This window comes from Chitinophaga sp. OAE865, from assembly GCF_040546735.1.
Classification (GTDB): domain Bacteria; phylum Bacteroidota; class Bacteroidia; order Chitinophagales; family Chitinophagaceae; genus Chitinophaga; species Chitinophaga polysaccharea_A.
The window spans coordinates 1,047,432-1,074,181 of record NZ_JBEPOF010000001.1 but is presented as its reverse complement, the minus strand read 5'-3'; the positions used below and the strand labels follow the sequence as shown (position 1 = coordinate 1,074,181).

Here is a 26,750-nt window from a genome sequence, read left to right as displayed (position 1 = left end):
TTGCTCTTGTGTTAACAATAGGCGATAATCAGGGATTACCAGTTAACCAGATATTCTGCAGCACCTTGGTTAATATTAAAACAGGCGCTACTTCGAAAGCGCAAAGGTAAAGAAAAAAATGCAATTTACTGAAAGATAGGTACTGCCGAACCAGAGAATAAGATCTAATATACCTGTAGATAATAAGTAATACAATAAAAAACAAAGATATATATAGGAAAGTACGCGCTATTTCCGGCGAACAAAAGGCAATAATCACCAAAAACGGCACCAGTAACACCCCAAGAATTTTGTTAATCAGGTAAAGAATGAAAATATAGGCATCTGCCAGTTCAGAATTCCCGAACAACCATCCGCAAAACCGCAGCATAACGTATTTGAAACCATATACCACGGCTACCATTAATATCAGTCCGGGTATAAGCAACCACGGCTCAGCCTGTGGAAATACCTGCTGACGGTACAATACCAGGTAAAAATACAGTCCCAGTGCAATGGCAAAGAAAATATTCAGCAGCAGGTTTGGGAAAGGCGACTGCGACAGCTGGTCTTTCAACTGGCGCTGGCTCAATGTGGGATTGAGAAACGCCCGGAACAGATCAGAGAAATATTTCCTGTAGGACAAGCGGATGATACTCAGTACCAGCAATACACCGGCCATCAGGTAGATCAGCCAGTCCATATTACGGTAGGGCCTTATCGGGTTAGTATCCACAAACCTGGGCTTGCCGGGTTTCAGGAAGATGTTTTCCTGCGATATCTTCTTCAGGTAAAGATCATAGGGGGGGGGGGGGGGGGGGGGGGGGGGGGCAGATACCGGCTTTACTTTAGGCGCTGCCGCCAGGGCAAGGCTGTCTGTTTTCAGGGTGGCAGAATCCTTCCCTGACTTTGCAGAATCCTTACCTGCCCGCGCAATTGCCGGTAAAACGGCCCTGGTACTGTCTTTCCTGACAGGCGTGGTACGTGGTTTCGGACGCAGTGAATCTGCAACGGTACGGGTAGCCACCGGCTTTTTCTTTACTGCCGTCGCCGCAGCGGAATCTGTTGTTTGCGCCCAAACCGGCAAATAACCAAAAATGAATAACAGCAGTAACCAGTTTCGCACCAGGAAAATATTTTGCAATGATTTTTAAATCGGTTTTTCAATAACACGTTTCCAAAGAAGGAATCAACAGCAATTAACAACGTCCGGCCCACATAACAAAAAGGAAACGCAATTTTGATATCGCAAATATATTAAAATAGTCCATAGTTGACCGGGGTGTAGTAAGGGGAAGAAGGTATCTTTGCGGCCAATACAGGTAACAAATTATAAAAAACGCCATGGCCGGAATTTATTTACATATCCCTTTTTGCAGGCAGGCCTGTTACTACTGCAATTTCCATTTTTCCACCTCGTTGGCGCAACAGGGAACAATGGTAAACAGCCTGTTGCAGGAAATCACCCTGCAAAAAAACTACCTGGGGGAGGAGCCGGTACATACTATTTACTTTGGTGGCGGCACTCCAAGCCTGCTGAAGGAGCAGGAGCTCACTGCATTGCTAATGCACCTTCGCACTACCTTCAACGTGGCGCCGGATGCAGAAATTACCCTGGAAGCTAACCCCGACGATCTTACCGCTGAAAAACTGACCCAACTCAAAGCTGCCGGCATCAACCGGCTGAGCATAGGCGTACAGTCATTCCATGAAGAAGACCTTACCTGGATGAACCGTGCGCACAATAGCCGGCAGGCGCAGGATTGTATCAAACTGGCGCAGGACCTGGGATTTCAGAATATCACCATCGATCTCATTTACGGAGGGCCTACCCTCACGGATGAGGGTTGGGAGCAAAATGTAAGGCGGGCCATTGCCCTGGGTATTCCGCATTTATCGTGTTATGCACTTACCGTGGAACCAGGAACAGCACTGGATCACTTTATAACGAAAAAGAAAATGGCTGCCACTGATCCGGATAAGGCGGCACAACATTTTGAAATGCTGATGGAATGGCTGGGCGCCGCAGGATATGAACATTACGAAATCTCCAATTTCGCTCTGCCTGGATGGCACTCCCGGCATAACAGCAGCTACTGGCAGGGTAAGCCCTATCTTGGCCTGGGACCATCGGCACATTCATTCAACGGCACTTCCAGGCAATGGAACATTGCCAGTAATCCACAATACATCAAAAGTATAGCAGCCGGTAAAGTGCCTTTTGAAATTGAATCCCTCACTACCGCCATGCAGTTTAATGAGTACGTTATGACCTCCCTCCGCACTTCGGCCGGATGTAACCTGGAATGGGTGTCGGAAAAATTCGGGACGGATCATAGCATTCACCTGCTGGCACATAGCGAGCCCTATATCAGGATGGGCCGCATAGAGCGGGTAGGGGAAACGTTACGGTTAACAAAAGCCGGCCGCCTGTTTGCAGATGGAATAGCAGGCGAGCTATTTATCTTATAAAAAAAGGCAGCGGAAATGATCTCCGCTGCCTGTTATATAAACATTCACAATGCTTAGTTACCATCCCAGGATATACGCAAACATCAGCGGGGCCACAATGGTAGCATCTGATTCCACGATAAACTTAGGTGTGTTGATATCCAGTTTACCCCAGGTGATTTTTTCATTAGGCACTGCGCCTGAGTAAGAACCATAGGAAGTAGTAGAATCGGATATCTGGCAGAAGTAACCCCAGAAAGGCACATCTGTCCACTCAAGATCCTGGTACATCATCGGTACCACGCAGATGGGGAAGTCGCCCGCAATACCGCCACCGATCTGGAAGAAACCAACACCTTTACCAGCAGAGTTTTTACGGTACCATTCAGACAGGTAGATCATGTATTCAATACCGCTTTTCATGGTAGACGTTTTCAGATCACCCTTGATGCAGTAAGATGCGAAGATATTACCCATGGTGCTGTCTTCCCAACCCGGAACAATGATAGGAATATTTCTTTCGGCAGCAGCGATCATCCAGCTGTTCTTAGGATCAATTTCATAATGCTCTTTCATGACACCGCTCAACAGGAGCTTGTACATGAATTCATGTGGGAAATAGCGTTCACCGGCTTCTTCAGCGTCTTTCCATATTTTGTAGATATGCTTCTGAATACGGCGGAAAGCTTCTTCTTCCGGGATACAGGTATCTGTAACGCGGTTGAAGCCCTGCTCCAGCAGATCCCATTCTTCCTGCGGGCTCAGATCACGGTAGTTGGGTACTCTCTTATAGTGTGTATGCGCTACCAGGTTCATGATATCCTCTTCCAGGTTGGCACCGGTGCAGGAAATGATATCCACTTTACCCTGACGGATCATTTCCGCGAAAGAAATGCCCAGTTCAGCCGTGCTCATCGCCCCGGCTAATGTCACCATCATTTTACCGCCTTCCAGCAGATGTGTTTCATATCCTTTGGCAGCATCCACCAATGCAGCTGCATTAAAGTGACGGTAATGGTGCTGGATAAATTGAGAAACAGGTCCCTTATTCATGTCATTTAATCATTTATACATTAACGGTCTGGCTAATAAAGCCTTAACAGGGGGCAAAGTTAAGATAATTTTTGCAGGGGCAAGGGCGTGGGGATAAAACAAAAGGGCCCGCGGCAAATGCCACAGGCCCTGTATTTTTAACACTACTAAAACTAAGCTTTTTTCAAACGGCTGTATACTTTCATATTGGCCTCTGCATCTGTTTTGATCACCGTCCAGGTATCGGTGCTTTCCAGTGTTACAAAATATACCACATTTTCTGAAGATGCATATTCCACTACACAATAAATGCTGCTATTGGAATACTTCTTATTCAGTTTGCTGAGCACTCTCAGTGGTAGCTGATCACCCAGCAGGTATCGGGAAGTGGCCAGCAGGGTACCATCTTCTTTAAAGAAAGCGGTTACTTTCGTATTGCTCATGGTAAACTTGGCGGTAAAGGTTTTATTATCCTCTGTATACCACTTCACATCGGTTGCACCGGTAAAAGATTCGTTGAATGTACTGTTGATCTTGTTGTTAACAGTAGTTTCATAAGGGCTTGCAAAAAGCACATTTGCACTCAGCATAAGCGCTGCACTGATTAATACAATAAGTTTTTTCATGGCGGAAAAAATTTATGGTGATTGTAATTTTTTTTGTTTCGATGAGTCAAAGCTACGCCCCAAAGTGACTGGTGGTCAAGGCATACTTTACTGGTGGGAGCACATGATTAGTTGGGCTATCCGCTAATGAACGTCCGCCTGACCGGTGGCGGACAACGGCCTGTAAAGACCAGCCATAGCCTGTTTGTTGGTGCCAACCTGCCAATGTTGCTTGGGGTAGAGTTAAGAAATTGTTAAAATGGATAAGGTTCCGGGCCGGACGGACCGGCCACTGCCAATTGGCGTATAAATACGTACCTTGAGACGATGAATTACCTGGCCCATGCTTATTTATCGTTTAACCAGCCGGAACTGATCACCGGTAATCTCATTGCCGATTTTGTAAAGGGCAAAAAGGGCTTGTTGGCCTACACGGAAGGGATTCAGCAGGGCATCCGCATACACCGGGCTATCGACAACTTTACTGACCAACATCCGGTAACGGCCAGGGCCAAACAATTTTTCCGCCCGTCGTGCGGATTATACAGCGGCGTATTCACTGATCTCGTGTACGATCATTTCCTGGCCACTGATCCTGAGCGCTTTACCAACAACTCACTATATTCGTTTGCCCGTTACGTTTACAGCCAGGTGAATCAGCGCGCCGGGCAGCTGCCGCCGGCTTTTCTGCAGATGTTTGAGCACATGCAGGCCTATAACTGGTTGTATAATTACCATAGCACCGATGGTATTTCCAGCTCCATCAGGGGAGTAGCACGCCGGGCCAAATACCTGGAAACAGACAACAGTATTGTATTTGCCGTGTTTATGGAGCATTATGCCGCGCTGAAAAAATGCTACCAGGATTTCTTCCCCGAGCTGCAGGCTTACGTGAAAGGACTGCTGCAAACCGAAAACCGCTAACGGCTTGTTAAATGAGAGAACTACGCTTTTCAGATTCCTTAAAAAAAAGTAGGTTTGCCGCCAATAATCTATAAAAGAAATAAAGCTTCCCAGGATGATGAAAAAAGTTCTCCTTTTTGCCTTTGTAGCAGGTTTGATTGGTTTCAGCGCTGCCGCACAGGATAAAAAACTACCACCACTTGATGCCAGCCCGATGGATATGGCCTATTACCCTGTAATGTATCCCTATGTTGTAAAAGTAAAAGGCGAACCTGGCTCCCTGGTAGCCAGGGTTATTTACAGCCGCCCCCAGACAAAAGGAAGGGATATCTTTGGAAACCTGGAGGAATACGGCAAAATATGGCGGTTGGGCGCTAATGAAGCTACTGAGATTGAATTTTTCAGACCGGTGATCATAGCCGGAAAGAACATTCCGAAAGGACGTTATACCCTGTATGCTATCCCAACAGAAAAAACCTGGACCATCATCCTGAACAAAGACACTGATGTATGGGGCGCTTTTAAATACGATCAGAAAAAAGATGTGGTGAGAACTGCTCTTCCTGTATTGTCGCTGGATACGCCGGTAGAAGCATTTACAATGGTATTTGAAAAGGGAGATCCCGGCGCAAATCTTATCATTGCCTGGGATAAAGTAAGCGTAAGCCTGCCTATTAAGTGGACGGAAACCGCTGTTGCAAAAAAGAAATAACACCTACAATATAAAATGCCGCCGGGGCGAAGTAAAGCAGTAGCACACTGCATTTACTTCGCCCCGGTAACGTTTATACGAAAACTGTTTACACAGCTGTTGCTTTAAAAAGAAAAAGCGGTAAGAATACCGCCTTAAGAATTTTAACCATATCCTATGAAAAACCTAAAACGAATTTAGCGCGATTAACCATATCCGTTAGTAGCTAATTGGTGAACGATATAAAAATGTTCGTAAGCGTTGAAATTTATGCGCTCATATTTTTGGTATCAGCTAAAATGGACAAGTTTGTCCTTTATCAATTGTAACCCGCCAATCGCAAAAACTGGAGTATATTTGGAAACCACCAAAATTGATCATTCTAAACTATTTAAGACATGAAGCTGGGTACAAAACTCATACACGCAGGTGTAGCTCCCGATCCGTCAACCGGCGCTATTATGACGCCGATCTTTCAAACATCTACCTATGTACAGAGTGCGCCGGGGGTGCATAAGGGCTATGAATACGCCCGGACACAGAATCCTACCCGTGACGCCCTTCAGAACGCATTGGCAGCCATTGAAAACGGTACGCACGGTATCTCTTTTGGCAGCGGTCTCGCTGCCACAGATGCGGTTATGAAGCTCCTCAGCCCCGGTGATGAAGTAATTGCCACAAATGACCTCTACGGGGGTACCTACCGGATCTTTACCAAAGTGTTTGAACGCTATGGTATCAGGTTCCGGTTTATAGACATGTCTGATGCCAGGAACATAGAGTCCCATATTACCCCCCAAACCCGGATGATATGGCTGGAAACTCCTACCAACCCGCTTTTAAAGATCATAGATATTGCAGCCTGTGCCACCATAGCCCGCAAAAGCGAAGTAATCCTTTGCGTGGATAATACCTTTGCCTCACCGTACCTGCAAAACCCGCTGGACCTGGGCGCCGATATTGTTCTGCATTCGGCTACCAAGTACCTGGGAGGGCACAGCGATGTGGTGCACGGTGCGGTAATTGTAAAAAATGAAGAACTCGCCAGGCAACTGTACTTTATCCAGAACAGCTGCGGCGCTGTACCGGGTCCGCAAGACTGCTTCCTCGTACTGCGTGGTATTAAAACATTGCATGTGCGCATGCAGCGCCATTGTGAAAACGGGGAGGTGGTAGCCAACTTCCTCCGCAACCACCCCAAAGTGGATAAGGTATACTGGCCGGGATTCACCGACCACCCCAATCATGATATCGCCAAACAACAAATGAGAGGTTTCGGAGGAATGATGTCCTTTACCCTGAAAGACGATAGTCTGGAAGCGGCCAACCGGATCCTGGGCAGCACCCAGCTCTTTGCCCTGGCAGAATCACTGGGAGGGGTAGAATCACTGATAGGCCATCCTGCCAGCATGACGCATGCCTCCATTCCCCGTGAAGAAAGAATAAAGAACGGCCTTGCCGACTCCCTGATCCGGCTGAGCGTAGGTATTGAAGATGCAGACGACCTGACCGGGGATCTCGCAAAAGCTATCGGTTAAGTAATAGATTTTAATTCTTATGCGGTAAAAATTATCTTTACCGGGAGCGTAAATATTTATCCTAACCATATCCAGCGCCTTTTTATATCTGAATGGAAAATTCCGGTATAAAAAAGCTTATGGTAATACACGTGATTTAACTTATGAAGATCCAGAAACTAAGGGAGTTCTTAGATGCCAAGGCGGCATATTATAATCACCCGGACTTTATTGCTAACGATCCTGTTAGCATACCACACCGGTTTAGTGTATTGCAGGATATTGAAATCGCCGGCCTTTTTGCAGCAGTACTGGCATGGGGGAACCGTACCAGTATCATCAACAAATGCACAGAGCTGATGAAAATGATGGACGATTCCCCCTATGATTTTATCCGCCATCATCAGCCGAAGGACCGCATGAAATTACTTTCCTTCTGCCACCGCACCTTCAACGGCCTGGATCTGCTGTATTTTGTGGAATTCCTCCAGCATTATTACATGAATGTAACATCGCTGGAATTTGCCTTCAGCGCTCACATCACCCCACAGGATGAAAATGTGGAAAAAGCCCTGATAGGGTTCAGGAAAGTATTTTTTGCCCTGGAACACCCGGAAAGGACCGGTAAGCATATTGCTACACCGGCCAAGAACTCTGCCTGCAAGCGTTTGAATATGTATTTACGCTGGATGGTGAGAAATGACGAAAATGGCGTGGATTTTGGGCTTTGGCAGCACATATCACCTTCACAACTGGTATGCCCGATGGATGTACACGTAAGCAGAGTGGCCACCAGGCTGGGAATAATAGAGGAAGCGAAGGCCGACTGGAAAACAGCCACCGCTCTCACACACCAGTTGAAGAAACTGGATCCTGATGATCCTGCCAAATATGACTTTGCCTTATTTGGCCTGGGAGTGATAGAAAAATATGTCTGATAAAATAAACATGATAATGAAAAGAATCCTGGGACTGATTGCAATGGTAGTAACACTGTCTTTATCCGCTAAAGCACAGGAATATGTGGATCTGAAATATACTTTCAATAAAGGTGAACTGTTTGAACTGGAACAGAAGAGCCGGAGCGAAACCTATATGACGGTAAATGAAGTAGTGCAACGGACCACCCGCGATTATAACAACATTATTGCGATGGAAGTAACGGCCGTGGAGCCGGGCAAAACCACGCTCACCTTTCGCTATAAAGATCTCAAGTTCAATTTCAACGCCAAAAACCAGAACATCTTCGTAGATGCAAAGGTCACCAAACAGGAAGAACCCTTCCAGGCCGGCCTGAAAAAAGTACTGGACCAACCCTTCACCGTAGAAGTTCAGTCCACCGGGATCATCAATAAAATAGACGGCCTGGAAGGCATACTGGACAATGCGTCCAGCGCTTTCAGCTCGCTAAAAAAAGATGAACAGGAAGCCTATAAAAAATTGATGAAAGACCAGTTTGGAACAGAAGCTTTCCAAAGCTGGCTGGAACAACTGCTCATCATGTATCCCGCCCATGGCATTAAAACCGGCACGCAATGGGAAGAAAATGTACCGCTGCGTGGCGGGCTTGTAGGCCGGATAGACCTTTACTGGAACCTGCAAACCTGGGATGCACAAACCGCCAAAGTTGGCGGCACCTCTAAAATCAACACAGATAAGGTGCAAATGCTCACCCTTGACGATGGCATCAAAGCTACCGCAGAGATCAGCGGTACTACCTCTTCCAACTACCTGATTAACCGCAGCAGCGGCTTACCAGGCATTTGCGTGCAAAACACCGAGATGTCTGGCAACTATACCTATAAAGCGGATAAGGCAAAACGTATTAAGCACGACCTGAAAGTACCCGTAAAGGTAGTTACCAATGCATCGTATAAAATAAAACAGATGAAGTAATGACTGCATTGCCAGCGCAATATCTCCGGGAAACAGCCGCATGGGCACAGGACAACTTTGAAATAAGTGTGCCCGTGAATGTTAGTTATGAACAACTATGGGAGATACTCGCAGGCAAATTACAGCAGCTCATCAGCGAAGATTTTTCCAGGTTCATTTTCCTGCTGTACCGTACTGATGTGGCGGAAAAAAAAGTGAAAGGAATACTGGAGGACGCAGCAACTACAGGAGAGGATCCGTATAAGGCCATTGCCGCACTGATTATTGAAAGGCAACTGCAAAAAATAATATCCCGGGCCACATACAAACAACATGATTTGCCCGACGATGAAGAAAGATGGTAAAAAGAAGAAGGGGTGACGCGTAAGCATCACCCCTTCTTCTTTAAAAACTTAAAATGTCAGTTCCTTCACTTTTTCCTTATCTTCTTTTTCCTTTTCCAGGTCGAAGAAAGTACCGAATACATGATCCCATACAGAAGAACTCACTCCAAAGCCCTTATCCTCGCTCTTATAATGGTGAAGATGGTGGTTACGCCACAATGGCTTCATAAACTTCAGTGGCGGGTTCCACGCATGAATGGCATAGTGCATGCTTCCATAGATAAGGTATCCCAGGATAAAACCAGGGAAAAACATAAATGTGATTTCACGCAGGAAGATATACTGCATGCCAAAGATGGCGGAAGCCAGTATCAGGCTGGGCACCGGAGGCATAAATAAACGCTGCTTGTCTCTCGGATACTCATGGTGGTTACCATGCATTACGTAAATGAAACGCTGCACCCTGGGGTTATCACTTGCGAAGTGAAACAAAAAGCGATGCATGAGATACTCAAAAAACGACCAGAATAACATGGCCCCAACGAATATAGCTGCAACTGTACCGGGTGTAAAACCTAAGGTGTTGTGGCTATAATAAAGCATATAGCCAATAATGGGCAGATACAGCCCCCAGATCACCAATGGATGCGTTTTGGTAAGCATCTCAAGATACTGGCTTTCAAATAATCTTGCCTGTCCTTTGTTCTTAATCTTTTCAAACTTCATAGCTCCCAAATTTTAGAGTGCAGTTACGGGACATGAATAAAACCTTCCTTATTTACCCTGGCAGCCGCCTCAAAAATGATGCGCATTTTGAAGATGGCTGTCATTATCGAACGCAAAAATACAACGTTCGTAGATTATTTCGCTCACTATATCACTCTATAAGGCTATAAATTCTATTTATCCTGTTCCCTGTCATTCTTTATAGTTTATCCTGAAATTATGCAGATCAGGCCGGTGTTTCCGCTTCCGCTGCAATTCATACCGGTAAATTATTTCCCCCACTTCTTTAAAAAATGGGTGCCCCTCTTCTTCATATTCATATTTATTATCATTTAAAACACCGTCCCGGTTCACGTAAATGTTACCGGTAAGCATAAACTCAACGCCATGCTTAAAATCGACAATATAGGCTGCATCCGTAAGAAAACCGTACGACCAGCCGGCTTTATTAAATACACGTATATACGGCGGAATGTTTTTCTTCCCTGCCTTGAAAAAAAAGAATTTAGTGTAGCTGTCATAATACTCGGCGGTGTCATACTTCGGCCAAAGGGTTTCTGACGGGTATTGCGACATATAGCGGTATAAAAAACGGTAATCATCTTCCGTTATATCAAACCGCTGCGATAGCGGTACACTGGCAGGAAACAGCACCGACTGCAACATCTGCTGCAAATCCATCAGCGGAAGGTTATTATGTTTGGTAAAATCCATGGGCGTAAACACCAGCCTGTCGTTTTTATCCAGGTAAGCACGCCCCAGCTTTACTTCCCTGCTGAAATCGAATATCTGGTTGTTGTAAGCTGCCGGTTGTTCGTATACCAGCTTTCCGTTATCTACAAAACGTATGGGATTGGTATGTCTGTTCTCTTCTTCCGTAAGCGGCATAAACCGGCGCACAATGCGCACATCCTTATATCCTTTTGCCCATAGCTTTTCGTGGATGGTCCGCTGACCCACAAATTCATACAACCTGTTATAGGCGTCGTTATCACTGACCAGGAATATTTTTTTGATATAATGCTCTACAGATGGCAGCAAATTCGCTGCCGAGCTGTCTGTATGCACGGTTACCTGCCCCTGCCAGGCGCTGTCTGTAAGCATAGGCGTGTTCCGGTGAAGCCCCCGCACCTTAAGCTGATGCATCTTTTCCAGCGCCAGCAAAGCAATAGGCAGTTTCACAGTACTGGCGGGGTTAAAATATTTACCGCCGTCTACCTCCAGGTAATAACTTTTAAAATGCGGACGGTTACGGGCATCGCGGTCAATTTGCGTATAAATAAGCTGGTAACGGAATGAATCAGGATATTGCAGGATATGCCGGAGCGCCGGTGAAGCCTCGCGGTCCAACAGGTTTTTCAGCAGTGTATCTGTGCGGGACTGGCCCTGCACAGTTAATAACTGGCCATACATCAGGAGTAGCAGCAAACGGCAACGCATATTGGTGGTTCTGCTTATAAATATAAAGTAATTCGCCGGCAGGCAAAAAAATAGCCACTGCTTTTAACCACCATTCTTATATTTGATCCTTCATACAACCAGAACAATTACCAAACCATGAAACTAGTAAGTTATTTAAGAGAAGAAACAGACCAGCTGGCCATCCTGGTAAACGGTTTGTTATACAATACACAGGAACTGCATCCAGATCTGCCTAACAACATGGGCATGTTCCTCATGATGTGGGAAGACGTGATAGAGATCGCCAAACAGACCGATGCCCTCCTGAAAGAAGGTAAACACCCCGGCTCCGCTACCGGTATTCCCGTAAACAGTGTACAATTGCTTTCACCCGTGCCATTCCCTACTTCCTGCAGGGATGGGTACGCATTCCGGCAACACGTAGCCGCAGCAAGGCGTAACCGCAAGGTGCCTATGATCCCGGAGTTCGATCAATACCCGATCTTCTATTTTACCAATCATAACGCTATCCAGGGGCCTGGCGAAATAATATGTATGCCCGACCATTTCGAAAAACTGGATTTTGAACTGGAAGTAGCTATCGTTATCTGTAAAGCAGGCCGCAATATCACAGCTGCTGAAGCAGACGATTATATAGGCGGATACATGATCATGAACGATATGAGCGCACGCACCCTGCAGATGGAAGAAATGCTGCTTAACCTGGGGCCCGCCAAAGGGAAGGATTTCAGTACGGTGGTAGGCCCCATGCTGGTAACGGCCGATGAACTGGAACACCTGAAAGTGCCGGCAAAAGAAGGGCATACCGGCAATAACTTTAATCTGAAAATGACCTGTAAGGTAAATGGCATCCCTGTAAGTGAAGGGAATATGGCCGATATGGACTGGACCTTCGCCGAAATAGTGGAACGCTGTGCCTATGGGGTAAATATTCTCCCCGGCGATATTATCGGCAGCGGCACGGTAGGTACCGGCTGCTTCCTGGAACTGAATGGTACGGGCAAACTGAATGACCCCGATTACACCGAGCAATGGCTGCAACCCGGTGATGTAGTGGAAATGGAAGTATCCGGCTTAGGTATTCTATCCAATACCATTGTAAAAGAAGATACCGACTTCTCCCTGCTGGCACTTAAGAAAAAAGTATGACCATGCAGATAGATCCATCACAGGTAAAAACAAGTGAGCTGCATGCTTACCTCCTGGGGGCAATAGCACCCCGTCCTATTTGCTTTGCCAGCACTATCGATGCCAGCGGTCAACCTAACCTGTCGCCGTTCAGCTTCTTTAACGTGTTTGGCTCAAATCCGCCAACGCTGATCTTTTCCCCTTCACGCCGTGTGCGCGACAATACGGTAAAGCATACACTGGAAAATGTATACGCCACAAAAGAAGTAGTGATCAACGTGGTTAGCTACAACATGGTGCAGCAAGCTTCCTTATCGAGTTGCGAGTACCCGGCCGGTGTAAATGAATTTGAAAAAGCGGGATTTACCGCGCTGAGATCGGAAAAAGTACAGCCGTTCCGGGTAAAGGAAAGCCCGGTGCAAATGGAATGTATTGTTAAACAAATCATTGAAACAGGACAGGATGGCGGTGCCGGCAACCTGGTGATCTGCGAACCGGTAATGTTGCATATCAATGAAAACATACTGGATAGCCACGGCAAAATAGATCCGCATAAAATAGATCTGGTGGCCCGCATGGGAGGTGATTACTATTGCCGTGCCTCCGGCGATGCCGTTTTCGAGGTGGCTAAACCCAATACGAAACTAGGCATTGGCGTAGATGCGTTGCCGTTGGCCATCCGGAACAGCCGTATCCTTACCGGCAACAACCTGGGGCAACTGGGCAATGTTCATGAAGTGCCTTTTGTAGATGCCACCTTCCATGATGATCATCTCAAAAACATTATCCAGTACTACAGTGTAACACCGGATGAAATGGAAAAGGAACTGCATTATTATGCAAAGAAATTACTGGATGAGGGGAACGTAGCAGCAGCATGGCAAATATTACTGGCGGGCAGCTATTAACGTCATAAATCATAAAAGAAAGGGTCGGAGATCATGATCTCCGACCCTTTCTTTTATGCTGTTGAATATTATTTGGCGCCGAAAACTTTCTTCAGCAGATCTGTTGTTCTTGCAGCAGGATTGGCACGGATGGCCAGCTCCTCTTTTGCTATCTGATCAAATAAAGCATTTACCGCCATAGTGGTTACATAATCCTGCAGGTCGGGATTTACTTTATTGAAGGTAGTAGGCAGCTTGTTGTAGTTGTTTACGATATCTGCATAATAACGGGTGGCGCTGGTGCTGTCCAACGTTTTCTTGATCACCGGCCGGAACGCGGTTTTCAGGGAATCTGTTGTTTTGCTTTTAAAGAAATCAGTGGCAGATGTATTGCCGCCTTTTACCAGGTTTAGCGCATCGGTAAGGGTCATTTGTTTGATAGCGCCTACAAAAATAGGGGCTGCATAACCAACCGCCTTCTCAGCAGAACGGTTAATTTGCAGGATGGCCTTATCTACCTGGCTACCTAAGCCGATGGCCCGCAGTGTATTACCTATTTTCACCGCATCTTCCGGCAGCAACAGTTTGTATATGTCGCTTCCAAAAAAACCATCCTTTTTATTAAGCTTTGCAATACCGGCAGCCACGCCTTTTGAGAGCGCCTCTTTGATGGCAGAACCGGCATCGGATTCTGTTAAACCTGCAATAGAAGTACTAGTACCGGTACCTGTACTGCTACTTTTGTTGGTAGCGGTTTCCAGTTGTTTACCCAGTTTCTTCAGCAGCTGGGCCTGAGTTGCCTGCAGGCTGAATAAGCCCAGCAGTACCAATAATGAACGTTTAAACATAGTGTTATTATAAATATTAATATTTCAAAAGTATAAATTATTCGTGTAAAGTCAGCAGTGGTATATGTGTTTGGTACGCCAGTTTGGAAGTACGGCTGCGTTTAAAAATGCCTTCAAATAGCCCATGCTTTTTAGGAATGGTGAGAATCAGGTCTGCTTTATTTTCTTCGGCAAATTCCGCAATACCAGCTACCACATTGGGATTATCAATGAAATGATATTCCGGGTGGAAATCTTCCAGCAGCGTATCCAGCATTAATGTTTCAAAAGGCGTATCGGTACTGAAATGACGGCTTTCGTGGTCTATGTTGATCACATGCAGTTCCGCATTAAAAATATGCAGTAATTTTTTCAATGGTTCTACCGGTGTGGTATCTGCCACCTTCCGCAGGTCTGCCGCAAAAACTATCTTTTCTATATGTTTATACTTTGCGGATCCCGGTACTATCAGCACCGGGTAGCTGGTATTCTTCACTACATCGATCGTATTGGAGCCCACCAGTACTTCCTCCAGTTTACTGCCACCGGTGATGCCCATCACAATCAGGTCTACCCCTTCATTTTTACATACGTCTTCAATAGTTGCCGCCAGCAGGGTATTGTCTGCCCGCGTAAGCAGCGTGGTTCCTTCCCCGGCCAGGGGCGCCAGTTCCCTTTTCATTTTCTCCAAACCTTCCAGGCTGGCAGCTCTCAGATCTTCCGGGTTTACCATCGGGATCATGGTGGGTACATCGGGGATAGGTACAATCAGCTCATATGCGTGGTACAATACAATGCGGGTGGCGCCTAAACTGTTTCCCAGCGCAATAGCGTAGGTAGCGGCATTATAAGCGGTATCAGAAAAATCAGTGGGTACTAATATTGTTTTCATATGGGCTAATTTTAAGATACTAATAAGCACTACTTAAAGTTAACGATGTGCATTGGTATATGAACGCTTCATGAAAATTTAATGCCACATTTACCCTGTATAAAACAAAAAGGCGAATGACCGTAGCCATTCGCCTTCTTTTATTTTATAAAGATGATCTTATTTCTGTTGTTCCGGCTTCATCTGCGGGAAGAAGAGCACATCCTGGATAGATGGCTGGTTGGTCATCAGCATGGTTAAACGATCAATACCTATACCAATACCTGAAGTAGGCGGCATGCCATATTCCAGGGCGCGCAGGAAGTCGTAGTCAATATACATGGCTTCATCATCGCCACGTTCCATCAGCTTCACCTGTTCTTCAAAGCGCTCACGCTGATCAATAGGATCATTCAGCTCACTATAGGCATTGGCAATTTCCTTACCGTTTACCATCAGCTCAAAACGTTCTACCAGGCCTGCTTTGCTGCGGTGCTTTTTGGTGAGAGGGCTCATTTCCACCGGGTAATCGGTAATAAAGGTTGGCTGAATATAGTTGCCTTCGCATTTTTCACCAAAAATCTCATCTATCAGTTTGGCTTTGCCGAACTTAGCGTCTACATGGATGCCCAGTTGTTTGCACACATCACGCAGCTGTGCCTCATCCATAGCGGCAATATCAAAACCGGTATGCTCCTGTATGGCTTCATACATGGATACCCTGCGGAACGGCGCTTTGAAATCGATGGTTTTATCGCCTACCTGTACAAGGGTGGTACCGTGTAAGGTAATGGCAATTTTTTCCAGCAGCGACTCTGTGGTACGCATCATCCATTCGTAATCCTTATAGGCCGCATACATTTCCATTACGGTAAATTCCGGGTTATGCGTACGGTCCATTCCCTCGTTGCGGAAATCCTTTGCAAACTCATATACTCCTTCAAAACCGCCCACGATGAGGCGCTTCAGGTACAATTCGTTGGCTATACGAAGATAAAGAGGCATATCCAGCGCATTGTGATGCGTGATAAACGGACGGGCAGTAGCGCCGCCGGGAATCGGCTGCAGGATAGGCGTTTCCACTTCCAGGTACCCCAGGTTGTTGTAGAAGTCGCGGATCGTTTGCATGATCCGGGTACGTTTAATAAACACTTCTTTTACTTCCGGGTTAATTACCAGGTCGGCATAACGCTGACGGTATTTGAATTCCGGATCTGTTACCTCGTCAAATACTTCTCCTTCTTTGGCTTTTACCACCGGCAGGGGGCGCAGTGATTTGGACAGAATGGTGATTTCCTTTGCATGAATGGAAGTTTCACCCGTTTTGGTGATAAAGGCATAGCCTTTAACCCCTATAAAGTCGCTGATATCCAGCAGTTTCTTGAATACGGTGTCGTACATCGATTTATCGTCTCCCGGGCAGATATCGTCCCTGCGGATATATACCTGGATGCGGCCCACGCTGTCCTGGATAACGGCAAATGCTGCCTTACCCATGTCGCGAACGCTCATGATACGGCCTGCCAGGCATACTTCCTGGAATTTCTCTTTTGTTTCTTCCGAATAATTGGCTTTTATATTCACGGAAGTATCATTAACCGGGTATTCAGCTGCAGGGTAGGGGTCTATACCTAAGTTATGCAGCTCCTGTAATTTTTCCCGGCGTATAATCTCTTGCTCAGATAATTGTGTCATGTAGTAATTTAATTGCACTAATGGAGTGCAAAAATAGTAAAAAGGGCTGTAAGACTACAGCCCTCTTATTTTTTGACCATATCCTATGAAAACCATATTAAAGATAACCGCTTCCACTGCTATTTACAGCCCCAAACTAACCGTTGCCCGGAAATCCTTCATATCTGGCAGTATTTGGCCTGTTGCCGGTTTGCGGGCGTTGCCCGTTTGTGTAAATTGTAACCGCTATTTTTTAGTTATGCTTATTTTCGTCCGCTAACTACAACAAAACAACCACCTGATATCTACAAATGATGAGAAGCGAACAATGGTTAAAACCAACCACTATCTGCAGCGCAGGCTTATTGCTGCTCACTGCTCCCTGTTTAAAAGCGCAGCAAAAGCAGGATCTTACTTTTGAACAGGCTTTTAAAGGCCAGGCTACCAATATTACCCAGCCATTACCGGCTATCCGTGATTGGGCAGACGGGGAACACTACCTCGAAATGCGCCCTGATGCGGCAACCGGCCGCATGCAGGCATGGTCAGTAGATGCCCGTACCGGCAAGGCAACGGTTTATACAGCACCGGTAGATGGCCCCAGTGTGGAGATACGTGAGAAAGATGTTTTTTATAAAGCAGCAGATGGCAATACTACCCGTTTAACAAACGATGCCGCTGAAGAAAAAAATCCGACGCTTTCACCCGACGGAAAATATGTGGCTTTTACCCGGAACAATGATCTTTACAGCGTGGAAGTAGCTACCAGAAAAGAAACCCGCTATACCACCGATGGCTCTGATGTAGTTTATAACGGATGGGCATCCTGGGTATATTACGAGGAGATCCTCGGCAGGCCCACACATTACCGGGCTTTCTGGTGGAGCCCCGACAGCCGGCAGATCGCTTATATGCACTTTAACGATTCCAAAGTACCCGTATTCCCTATTTACAGCGAGAAAGGACAGCACGGCTACCTGGAAAACACACGTTACCCTAAAGCCGGAGATCCCAATCCCACTGTGAAAGTAGGCGTAGTACCGGTTGCCGGCGGCCCTACCATTTGGGCCGACTTCAACGAAAATGACGATCAGTACTTCGGTATGCCTTTCTGGACAGCAGATAGCCGCCAATTGTGGATGCAATGGATGAACCGCGGACAGGATAACCTGAAAATATATAGCATCAACCCGCAAAGCGGCGCCAAAAAGGAAATCTATGATGAGAAACAGAAAACATGGATCGATTGGTTTGACGCGGTTCCCTTCCTGAAAAATAACCAGGGCTTTTTGTTGCAAAGCGATAAAACCGGCTGGTCGCATCTTTATCTCCATAACATGGATGGCTCCCTTAAGAAGCAACTTACCTCCGGTAACTGGACAGTGAAAGAAGTATTACAGATAGACGAAAAAAATCAACTGGTATATTTCACTGCCCGCAAAGAGGCTTCTACCCGCTTCGACCTGTATAAAGTGAGCATGAAAACAGGCGCATTGACCCGCCTGACCAATGGTAACTATAATAATGTGATCAAACTGGCGCCCGGAGGCAAATACTTTATTACCACCTATTCCAACCTGCAAACACCCTCAAAAATGGCTCTGCTGGATAATAACGGTAAACTGATAAGGGAGCTGGGCAACAGCAAAGGGGCCAGGTTTGATGATTTTAATCTTGCGAAAACATCATTGCAAACCTATAAAACCCGCGATGGGCTGGTACTGCCACTTACTATTACTATGCCCCTGCATATGGAACCTGGTAAAAGATACCCTGTCCTGATCAGCATTTATGGCGGCCCCAACGCAGGTACGGTATACGATACCTGGAAATACGGCAATGTACAACAGTGGTGGGCTCAGGAAGGAGTGATCCAGGTAGCCATAGACAACCGTAGCAGCGGCCAGCTGGGCAAAATGGGTATGAACTATATTCACCGACAGCTGGGTAAGTATGAAATCGAGGATTATATGGACGCCGCAAAATGGCTCCGTTCACAACCATGGGCCGATAGCAATAAAATATGTATAACGGGTGGCAGCTTTGGAGGCTATATGACCTGTATGGCCCTCACCTATGGTGCGGATGTGTTTAACTATGGTATGGCCAATTATGCAGTAACCGACTGGCAACTATACGACAGCCATTACACCGAACGCTATATGGATACCCCGGCAGAGAACTCTGAAGGCTATAAAGCCACCTCTGTCTTAACTTATGTTGACCGATACAAAGGGCTGATCCGCATTGTACACGGCACTATGGACGATAATGTGCATATGCAGAACTGTATCCAGCTGATCGACAAACTTGAGAATCTGAATAAGCATTTCGAATTTATGCTGTATCCCGGCGAACGCCACGGATGGGGAGGTTTAAAAAGTGTGCATTCTTCCGGCGAATCTTACCGCTTTATCTATAATAACCTGCTGGATAAACCTTTTCCTGAGCAGTTCAATAAATAACTAATTCTAAATCAATAACCTACGGCCTGGCACACAGATAAATACACCTGTATCTGTTTGTCAGGCTGTAATATTCTTATGTGTTATGGAAATACCGGGGTTGAAAGGAGGCAGAGGGAAAAATAGGACTTCAGAAAAAGAAACAGGGCTGCAAGACTACAGCCCCGAAAAATTTTAACCATATCTTTATTGAAAAACCTATACCAAAGGTGGTCGATTTTTATCACACTGCGATGCGCATTCTAGTGAATGATATAATTTTTCCGGTAAACGTATGAAAAGTGAAGGTGAACGTATAGAGGCAAAAAACACTTCATGATAAGCTCCAATGTGAGTTTAGCCCACAAATAATTGATTGTCAACCTTAGTAGATGTTTAAACAGTTATTTTGCCCATTTTGAGGTTTTTCCGGGAGAAAACATAAAAAAAGGGCTGGTAAGAATACCGCCCTTGTAATAATTTTAACCATATCCTATGAAAAACCTGGAACAAAGATATACTGCCGGTTTTTAGTATAGATTTCATTTCCGTGAACGATGTATTATTGTTCGTAAACTGATGATAATGGATAATAACTTATTATATTATTTTAATAATAATATTATTAATAATTACAATTAGATATATTAAATATCTATTAATAACTGATATTCAGTATAGATATCAGTTTCACAGGTTATTTTATCACGCTATGCGCTGTCCGTTTGCCACTTTCATGCCCGGCTCAAGTAGCACAACTTCCTTTTTATCGCCCACGGCACCCAGCACCAGGCATTCTGATATAAAGTTGGCAATTTGCTTTGGCGGGAAGTTCACAACCGCCACAACCTGCTTTCCAATAAGATCCTCTTTCCGGTAAAGATGGGTGATCTGGGCAGATGATTTCCTGATACCGGTTTCGGGACCAAAATCAATAATTAACTGGTAAGAAGGATTACGGGCTTTGGGAAAGTCGTTTGCTTCGAGGATAGTGCCCACTCTCATTTCTACTTTTTCAAAATCGGGCCAGCTGATAGTTTCCATTTGCTAATTTTTTGCCTAATATAGCCATCCACGTTATAGTGAACAAGCTTTCCCCGCATCTCCTTAAATGTTATAAGCGGTAACAAACAATGGCCGGAATACAGCAAACTGGCATAATTATTGACTTTTAAGGTCAAATTTTAGGTTAAAAAATAGGTTAAAGCGAAAGAACCCCACCTGCAGAGGTGGGGTTCTTTCGTATAGTTATTTATATGATATCAGTTGAGCGTGGCGGTACTATCCTGCACAGTAATAGGCCCGCTTACCTTTAATATCTTCTTCTCGCTGAAATCCTGGTTGGCTTCCAGTCCCCATCCGTGCAGCGAATCAATAGGCGTTTTAATAAACACTTCCTTTGTAGAATAAAAGATCTTTCTTTTCGGATCCCAGTTCAATTCTTTTGTATCCAGGCGTTCTCCCTTCTTGTTGATCACAATCACGCTGTCTGAAAGAAACACATCTCCATCATCTTCCATAAATTTCCCTTTCTTGGCCGATAAGGTGCTTTCAAGTCCGAGGGAATCATTATACATAAACACTTTCAGCCCGTTATTAAAAGCCACGTAAGTGGGCTTATCCAGGCCCCGTTCCATTGTAGGTCCTGTTAATTTTGCATTCACCTTTCCCCCCTGGCTGAATATGATCACAATATCCTGCCCGTTTTCCGTGGCTGCCTTTTTTGAATCCAGTTCCATTACAGCATCGATGTCATTTTCACAGCTGCTAACGGCAAGGGCTATTATAAAAAATAAGATGGTTCTTTTAATCATTTGAATGGATAATGCTTCAAAGATAGGAATTCAGTATAAGCTTTCAGCTTCCTTAAAAACGAAGCGGAGATATAAGCGTAGTCTGTGTCTACTTAGCTTATATCTCCGCTGCATGTATATCTGTAAAAGTTATTCGTATTTACGTTTGATAAACCATTTATCGCTCAGGGTAAAGCCGAGTGATATACGGTAGATGTTCTCTTTTAACACGGTTTCGTTGTTGCCGCGGTGAGCTATTTCAAATGCCAGGTTGATCATGCTGTACTGATTGGAGTAGGGCATGCGGCGTACCGGTAAACCGGCGCCTACTGTGAAACCCATTGTGGGCATATTCACTCCTTCCAGCTGCAGGTAGTCTTTACCGTAATATCCTCCAAGGCGGTATGCTACCCGGTTCCAGTAACCGCTCAGGGCTGTGGCATTGGGCACAAACTGTCCGCCGATGGCGAGCTTCCAGGAGTTCTGCAGGGAATCTTTATTACCGAAGTTCTTATAATTCTCCCACTGGCTTGAATTGAAGTCAACCCCGATCATCCATTTATCAAATTTGCGCAGCATGATACCGGCGCCATATTCTTCCGGGAACACTACTGTTCCCCGGTCGCCTTTGGAGTAACTGACAGTATCCTGTGTAACATAGTTATTGGAAGATGCGTCGAACTGTACAGTTTCGTTGAGTGTTTCCTGGCGGGCATTCATATTTTGCTTCAAACTTCCGGAGGCCCCAAAGGTCAGGTCCATATCTTTTGCCACTTTAGCCCTGTACTGTACCCCTAATTTGTAAAAAAAGCTGTTGTAGGTGGTACGGAACATCCTGTGTGAAGCATATACATTTGGATCAGGGAAAGCAAGGCGGGTATTGTTTTCTATATTACCAAAAAGATAACCGAGGTTCACCCCCACGCTGAAATGACCGAAACGTACGCCTGTACCGGCATATAACTGGTAAAGACCACCGCTGCCCTCGTACTTGCTGGTTAGCGGGACCCTCAGCGTATCAAAGAAAGTACCGTTATGTGATTCCTGGATATTATAAGATACCCTTGTTACCGGGCGAAGGCCCAGGTTTAATCCCCATTTGTTGGTGATCAACGGGATACCCAACTGCAGGTAAGAGAGCGTACCGAATCCGGAACTGAACTTTGCTCCCTTGTCTGTAATAGAACGGGCGCCACCTTCCACCCCCACATCAAAAGTAGTGAGCAACAGGCTGGAGTAGCTGGCCGGATTGATAAAGTTAACTGACTGAGGGTCGCTATACGCCTGGGAAACCCCTCCCATTCCACGGTTTACCGTGTTCTGGTTATTATGCAGATCTCCTAATCCGTAGCGGGAATATGGTGAGTTGTCCTGTGCGATAGCCTTATTTGCCAACAGAAAAAAACTTCCTAACAGGCAAAGAATACTGACTTTTGTCCAATGCATTTAGTATCAGAATTGAGTTTGAGCCCTTATTCCATTGAAATTATGGGTCTGCAAATATCAACTTTTTAAGGCGGGAAGCAAAAAAAACAAAAAAACCACCTGTTAAATGCACGTTAAAGTTCCAGTGCCCCTGGCAGGAAAAGCAGACCAGGCGGGCATCTTACCCAAAACTATAAATTATCAGCAGATAAGTTCCTGAAGTGCCCGTTCAACAGCACCCGCTCTTTCAGCCTTTCCATTTCCGCCATCATGGGGATAACCTTGTGCAAATGACGCTTCAGGTATTCCAGCCGCTGGGCTTCATAAAAAAGGTGAAGCATCTCGTACTCTTCATCGAGCGATAACCCGGCATGATGCGCCAGGTCGTATGAGCTGAGCTCGCTATCGTCTTTCTTGAATGATTTATGGATCTGGAGAATGGCATGCAGCTCCCTTACACCATGTAGTACTTCCTGCAGCAACCGGCTGTTGCCTGACTCATTGTTCTCGGGGTAGTTTACAATAGCGCCGGCATATAATTTCTCAGGGATAGTGGAAACATGCTCCAAAATGCGAAAAACACTGTCTCCAACGGTAATTATGTCCATTTCCCCGCTTTCATATATTTTTTCTACCTTTTTTATTTGCACGAGTGTTCCATATTCCATAATTTTTTCATTTATTACAACTGGAATACCAAACGGCTTTTGCTCAGCCAAACAGGCTGCTATTAATTGCTTGTACCGGGGCTCAAAAACATGCAGATTCAACTGCTCCCCCGGGTACACTACAATTCCAAGCGGAAATATGGAGATAAAATTCGTCATCTGTATTTTTTATTCACCATCGGACTGACGACCAATATACGCCAGGAAGATAAATTTATCCGGAAACCGCCGGAAGATAATTATCTCTTTTTCGTAAAAAGTTGTAATATCTTCGCTTAAGCATTTAGTTATATATAAATATATACCTGACAATTATTCAAACCGATTAATATGCCAAGATTTGTGATAGACTGTGAGAGAATGAAATATCCGAACAACGGTCTATATACTTATTGCAGCGAACTTGGCCAAACTTTAATGAAGTTGATCGCTCCCCCTGAGGAGCTGTACTTCTATTTGCCTTCCTATAAGGAAACGCTTTTCTCCAACCAGGCACACTACAAACAAAAAGCATGGCATAAGCTGTGGATGCCCTATTCAAAGGATATTCAGCTCTGGCATACCACTTACCAGTTATCCGACTATACCCCGGCTTCACCGGAGATAAAACGTGTATTAACTATTCATGACCTCAATTTCCTGTACAAACCCAATTATAAATATAAAATATCGGGCCAGCTGGCAAAAGTGCAGCGGATGATCAATAAAGCCGATCATATTATTACAATATCGAATTATGTAAAAGAAGATGTTTTACAGCACCTCGAAATTGGAGATACCCCGCTGAGCGTAATTTATAATGGTTGTGATGTAAAATCATTCCCGTTATTCAATAACCCGCTTTACCGCCCCTCGCGGCCATTTCTTTTCACCATCGGCACTATTCTACCCAAGAAAAACTTCCATGTTATTCCCCGGTTGCTGAAAGACAATGATTATGAACTGATTATAGCCGGCAATGCCAATACCACCTATCAAAAACAGATCCTGCAGGAAGCTGCGCTCTATGGCGTCCAGGACCGGGTTAAAATTATTGGTCCGATAGATGAAAAAAGCAAATACTGGTATTTCAGCAACTGCTCCGCTTTTGTATTTCCATCTATCGCTGAAGGTTTTGGCATTCCTGTAATAGAAGCTATGCACTACGGAAAACCGGTATTCCTCTCGGATAAAACCAGCTTACCCGAAATTGGCGGTGATCTGGCCTACTATTTTAAAAATTTTGATCCTGCCTACATGCAGGACATTTTTAATAAAGGGATGGCCCATTATAATGCCACCCAGCCTATGGCTGCGCTTAAAAAGCACGCCGATAGCTTCAGATGGGAGGAAATAGGAGCCAAGTACCTGGATATTTACCGTTCACTGACCGCGTAAACCGGGATACCTTATTTTTGTTCTTCAAATTCTGTAAACAGTAAAATGTACCAGCAGTATATACCCGGACTCTTAAACGGAAATATCAAATCACTGGCCCGTTGCATTTCCCTCGTTGAAAATGAAGCAACAGGATATGAACAGCTGCTGGAACAGATACCCGTGAGTGATCATACCAAAGTGGTAGGTATTACCGGCCCTCCCGGTGCGGGAAAAAGCACGCTGGTAAATGCACTCATTACCCAATTGCTGGAACAGGATAAAAGCGTGGCTATCATAGCAGTAGACCCCTCGTCGCCCTTCAATTTCGGCGCCCTGCTGGGCGACCGGATCAGGATGAGCCAGCACTTCAATCACCCCCGTGTTTTTATCCGTTCTATGGCCAGCAGGGGCGCCCTGGGAGGATTAAGCCCTAAAATCATTGAAGTAAGTGACCTGATTAAGGCCGCAGCATTCGACTATCTTTTTATTGAAACCGTGGGCGTGGGGCAAAGTGAAGTGGAAATAGCCGGTGTGGCAGATACCACTGTTGTAGTAGTGGTTCCGGAGGCCGGCGATGAGATCCAGACCATGAAAGCAGGCCTGATGGAGATCGCGGATATCTTTATTGTGAACAAAGCCGACAGGGATAATGCAGACGCCTTTGTGAAAAACCTGCGGCTGCTGGCACACAGCAAGCATCAGGGCGATTGGGAAATTCCTGTGATCAAGTCGATAGCTACCCAACAGTCAGGGATACACGAAATAATACAGGCCATCGAAAACCATCATTCCCTGGTTTCCCATCAACAACAAAAGCATATTTTATTGCTGGCTGAAAAAGCCTGGCAGCTGATACAACACCGGCGCATGAAAAATATTTCCAAACAAATCCTTCAACAGGAGATACAGGAACTGCTTCAGCAAAAAACGTTTAATCTTTACCGTTATATCGGCACTAAAAGCTAAGAGGCGTATGAATTACCTTAATCTAATCACAGAAGCATATACAGTGGCCGCCAACCCGGCTTACGCCATCACCATGAAAGCGTATTTGCGTGATCAGTTTGAGCACCTGGGCATTAAAACACCGGAACGCCGCCTCATTAATAAAGGGCTGAAAGCGGAATACGGATTGCCAGCCATCAACGATATGCCCGTACTGGTAAAAGCGCTGTGGAAAAAACCGGAACGTGAATATCAATATGCTGCTATTGATTTTATGCAACTGTTGCGTAAAGACTGGACCATAAATGATATCCACCTGTTTGAATACATGATAGTTCATAAATCGTGGTGGGACAGTGTAGACTCCACAGTGTCATTCCTTGCTGGCCCCTGGCTGAGAAAATTTCCTGAGGTATGGCCTGCCGTCACCAATCAGTGGATCGCCAGCGAAAATATGTGGTTGCAAAGGGCGGCTATTATACATCAGAATGCTTACAAGCAATATACCAATGAACAGCTGTTATACAGCTATATCAAACAATGCGCCCACTCAAAAGAATTTTTTATTCAAAAGGCCATTGGCTGGGCTTTACGGGAATATGCCAAAACCAATCCGGGCAGCGTACGTAAGTTTGTGAACAATTATCCACTGGCGCCGCTCAGTAAGCGGGAAGCGCTCCGCAGGATCGATTAGATAACTTTTTGCTACCTTTGCCGCATGCGTTTTACTTCATTCGGCATATCTATCGCTTACGCGGTGTTTAATTACGGTCTCTGATCCCGGGGAACGGTCATTTTCATACCCATACATTTCCATATATTTTTTACTTTTTAAATTCAGTAATTATGCCTTGGTTATTCCTTGTCATTGGCGGGCTGTTTGAAATAGGCTTTACTATTTCATTAAAATATTCTGAGAATTTTTCCAGGCTGTGGCCATCGGTGAGCTTTGCTGTATGTATCTGTTTAAGCTTTTTCTTTTTGAATAAAGCGATTAATGGCGGTCTTCCTATAGGCACGTCTTATGCTGTGTGGACGGGTATTGGCGCTGCCGGTACCGCTATTGCCGGTATGATATTCTTTAAGGAACCGGCTGCCATGTTGCGCATTTTTTTCCTGATGTTGTTAATAGGCTCAATTGTAGGTTTAAAGTTTGTTTCAGGACACGAATAAACAGGCATCAA

General features: G+C 45.3%; 26 protein-coding genes. 14 read left to right on the top strand and 12 right to left on the bottom strand.

The annotated features are described in order from the left end of the window. Positions 1–28: 28 nt before the first annotated feature. The gene (locus ABIE50_RS04545; RefSeq protein ID WP_354027873.1) at positions 29–1,105 is read right to left on the bottom strand and encodes a DUF4271 domain-containing protein; all 1,077 of its coding nucleotides are present in this window, start codon (positions 1,103–1,105) and stop codon (positions 29–31) included. 218 nt (positions 1,106–1,323) lie between these two features. On the opposite strand from ABIE50_RS04545, the gene hemW reads away from it, so the two are divergent. Continuing rightward, the gene (gene hemW, locus ABIE50_RS04540; protein WP_209855417.1) at positions 1,324–2,451 is read left to right on the top strand and encodes a radical SAM family heme chaperone HemW; all 1,128 of its coding nucleotides are present in this window, start codon (positions 1,324–1,326) and stop codon (positions 2,449–2,451) included. A 57-nt stretch (positions 2,452–2,508) separates the two neighbouring features. On the opposite strand, the gene ABIE50_RS04535 is transcribed toward hemW, so the two are convergent. Continuing rightward, entirely contained in the window at positions 2,509–3,483 is a 975-nt protein-coding gene (locus ABIE50_RS04535; protein ID WP_142684266.1) for a deoxyhypusine synthase family protein, read from the bottom strand. A 152-nt stretch (positions 3,484–3,635) separates the two neighbouring features. Beyond that, positions 3,636–4,088 (bottom strand): hypothetical protein, encoded by a 453-nt coding sequence (locus ABIE50_RS04530; RefSeq protein ID WP_209855419.1) that lies wholly within the window; start codon positions 4,086–4,088, stop codon positions 3,636–3,638. 306 nt (positions 4,089–4,394) lie between these two features. On the opposite strand from ABIE50_RS04530, the gene ABIE50_RS04525 reads away from it, so the two are divergent. The 6 genes from ABIE50_RS04525 (at position 4,395) to ABIE50_RS04500 (ending at position 9,418) form a co-directional block, all read left to right on the top strand. Next, complete coding sequence (locus tag ABIE50_RS04525) at positions 4,395–4,991, top strand: acyl carrier protein phosphodiesterase (RefSeq protein ID WP_209855420.1); 597 nt, start codon at positions 4,395–4,397, stop codon at positions 4,989–4,991. A 97-nt stretch (positions 4,992–5,088) separates the two neighbouring features. Further along, on the top strand, positions 5,089–5,682 hold the full coding sequence (locus tag ABIE50_RS04520; RefSeq protein WP_209855422.1) for a DUF2911 domain-containing protein: 594 nt from the start codon (positions 5,089–5,091) through the stop codon (positions 5,680–5,682). Between the two features lie 377 nt (positions 5,683–6,059). Then, a complete protein-coding gene (locus ABIE50_RS04515) occupies positions 6,060–7,199 on the top strand; it encodes a cystathionine gamma-synthase (RefSeq protein ID WP_209855424.1) in 1,140 nt (379 codons plus the stop codon). A gap of 143 nt (positions 7,200–7,342) precedes the next feature. Further along, the gene (locus tag ABIE50_RS04510) at positions 7,343–8,116 is read left to right on the top strand and encodes a TIGR02757 family protein (protein ID WP_209855430.1); all 774 of its coding nucleotides are present in this window, start codon (positions 7,343–7,345) and stop codon (positions 8,114–8,116) included. A gap of 16 nt (positions 8,117–8,132) precedes the next feature. Beyond that, the gene (locus ABIE50_RS04505) at positions 8,133–9,074 is read left to right on the top strand and encodes a DUF6263 family protein (RefSeq protein WP_209855432.1); all 942 of its coding nucleotides are present in this window, start codon (positions 8,133–8,135) and stop codon (positions 9,072–9,074) included. Further along, on the top strand, positions 9,074–9,418 hold the full coding sequence (locus tag ABIE50_RS04500) for a hypothetical protein (RefSeq protein WP_209855433.1): 345 nt from the start codon (positions 9,074–9,076) through the stop codon (positions 9,416–9,418). Before ABIE50_RS04505 ends, ABIE50_RS04500 begins: the two co-directional genes overlap by 1 nt. Before the next feature lie 48 nt (positions 9,419–9,466). Here the strand turns inward: ABIE50_RS04500 and ABIE50_RS04495 are convergent, their stop codons facing one another. Both ABIE50_RS04495 and ABIE50_RS04490 read right to left on the bottom strand, forming a co-directional pair. After that, complete coding sequence (locus ABIE50_RS04495; RefSeq protein WP_209855434.1) at positions 9,467–10,123, bottom strand: sterol desaturase family protein; 657 nt, start codon at positions 10,121–10,123, stop codon at positions 9,467–9,469. A 192-nt stretch (positions 10,124–10,315) separates the two neighbouring features. Further along, positions 10,316–11,563: a serine hydrolase gene (locus tag ABIE50_RS04490; RefSeq protein ID WP_209855437.1), complete on the bottom strand. Its 1,248-nt coding sequence runs from the start codon at positions 11,561–11,563 to the stop codon at positions 10,316–10,318. Positions 11,564–11,680: 117 nt separating this feature from the next. Between ABIE50_RS04490 and ABIE50_RS04485 the strand changes: the two genes are divergently transcribed. Together ABIE50_RS04485 and ABIE50_RS04480 are read left to right on the top strand one after the other, a co-directional pair. Continuing rightward, a complete protein-coding gene (locus tag ABIE50_RS04485) occupies positions 11,681–12,694 on the top strand; it encodes a fumarylacetoacetate hydrolase family protein (RefSeq protein ID WP_209855439.1) in 1,014 nt (337 codons plus the stop codon). Between the two features lie 2 nt (positions 12,695–12,696). After that, a complete protein-coding gene (locus tag ABIE50_RS04480; protein WP_209855441.1) occupies positions 12,697–13,581 on the top strand; it encodes a flavin reductase family protein in 885 nt (294 codons plus the stop codon). 68 nt (positions 13,582–13,649) lie between these two features. On the opposite strand, the gene ABIE50_RS04475 is transcribed toward ABIE50_RS04480, so the two are convergent. The 3 genes from ABIE50_RS04475 to lysS all read right to left on the bottom strand — a co-directional run bounded on the left by ABIE50_RS04475 (position 13,650) and on the right by lysS (position 16,953). Beyond that, positions 13,650–14,408, bottom strand: coding sequence for a DUF4197 domain-containing protein (locus tag ABIE50_RS04475; protein WP_209855443.1), 759 nt, complete (start codon positions 14,406–14,408; stop codon positions 13,650–13,652). A gap of 37 nt (positions 14,409–14,445) precedes the next feature. After that, positions 14,446–15,279 (bottom strand): universal stress protein, encoded by an 834-nt coding sequence (locus tag ABIE50_RS04470; protein WP_209855444.1) that lies wholly within the window; start codon positions 15,277–15,279, stop codon positions 14,446–14,448. A gap of 159 nt (positions 15,280–15,438) precedes the next feature. After that, complete coding sequence (lysS, locus tag ABIE50_RS04465) at positions 15,439–16,953, bottom strand: lysine--tRNA ligase (RefSeq protein WP_209855446.1); 1,515 nt, start codon at positions 16,951–16,953, stop codon at positions 15,439–15,441. Positions 16,954–17,246: 293 nt separating this feature from the next. On the opposite strand from lysS, the gene ABIE50_RS04460 reads away from it, so the two are divergent. After that, positions 17,247–19,397, top strand: a complete 2,151-nt coding sequence (locus ABIE50_RS04460; RefSeq protein WP_209855447.1) for a S9 family peptidase — start codon at positions 17,247–17,249, stop codon at positions 19,395–19,397. A gap of 684 nt (positions 19,398–20,081) precedes the next feature. Here ABIE50_RS04460 and ABIE50_RS04455 read toward each other — a convergent pair. From ABIE50_RS04455 to ABIE50_RS04440, 4 genes are all read right to left on the bottom strand, one after another. After that, entirely contained in the window at positions 20,082–20,420 is a 339-nt protein-coding gene (locus tag ABIE50_RS04455) for a tRNA-binding protein (RefSeq protein ID WP_142684284.1), read from the bottom strand. 218 nt (positions 20,421–20,638) lie between these two features. Then, a complete protein-coding gene (lptC, locus tag ABIE50_RS04450; protein ID WP_209855450.1) occupies positions 20,639–21,190 on the bottom strand; it encodes an LPS export ABC transporter periplasmic protein LptC in 552 nt (183 codons plus the stop codon). 129 nt (positions 21,191–21,319) lie between these two features. Then, positions 21,320–22,615, bottom strand: a complete 1,296-nt coding sequence (bamG, locus tag ABIE50_RS04445; protein WP_209855452.1) for a BamG family beta-barrel-assembly machinery protein — start codon at positions 22,613–22,615, stop codon at positions 21,320–21,322. Positions 22,616–22,785: 170 nt separating this feature from the next. Then, positions 22,786–23,421, bottom strand: a complete 636-nt coding sequence (locus tag ABIE50_RS04440; RefSeq protein ID WP_209855453.1) for an LON peptidase substrate-binding domain-containing protein — start codon at positions 23,419–23,421, stop codon at positions 22,786–22,788. Between the two features lie 171 nt (positions 23,422–23,592). Here ABIE50_RS04440 and ABIE50_RS04435 point away from each other — a divergent pair, with 171 nt between their 5' ends. The 4 genes from ABIE50_RS04435 (at position 23,593) to ABIE50_RS04420 (ending at position 26,739) form a co-directional block, all read left to right on the top strand. Then, positions 23,593–24,639: a glycosyltransferase family 4 protein gene (locus tag ABIE50_RS04435; RefSeq protein ID WP_209855455.1), complete on the top strand. Its 1,047-nt coding sequence runs from the start codon at positions 23,593–23,595 to the stop codon at positions 24,637–24,639. Between the two features lie 45 nt (positions 24,640–24,684). Beyond that, positions 24,685–25,587, top strand: coding sequence for a methylmalonyl Co-A mutase-associated GTPase MeaB (gene meaB, locus ABIE50_RS04430; protein ID WP_209855457.1), 903 nt, complete (start codon positions 24,685–24,687; stop codon positions 25,585–25,587). Positions 25,588–25,594: 7 nt separating this feature from the next. Then, positions 25,595–26,260 (top strand): DNA alkylation repair protein, encoded by a 666-nt coding sequence (locus ABIE50_RS04425; protein ID WP_209855460.1) that lies wholly within the window; start codon positions 25,595–25,597, stop codon positions 26,258–26,260. 152 nt (positions 26,261–26,412) lie between these two features. Next, on the top strand, positions 26,413–26,739 hold the full coding sequence (locus ABIE50_RS04420; RefSeq protein WP_079471732.1) for a DMT family transporter: 327 nt from the start codon (positions 26,413–26,415) through the stop codon (positions 26,737–26,739). Positions 26,740–26,750: the final 11 nt, after the last annotated feature.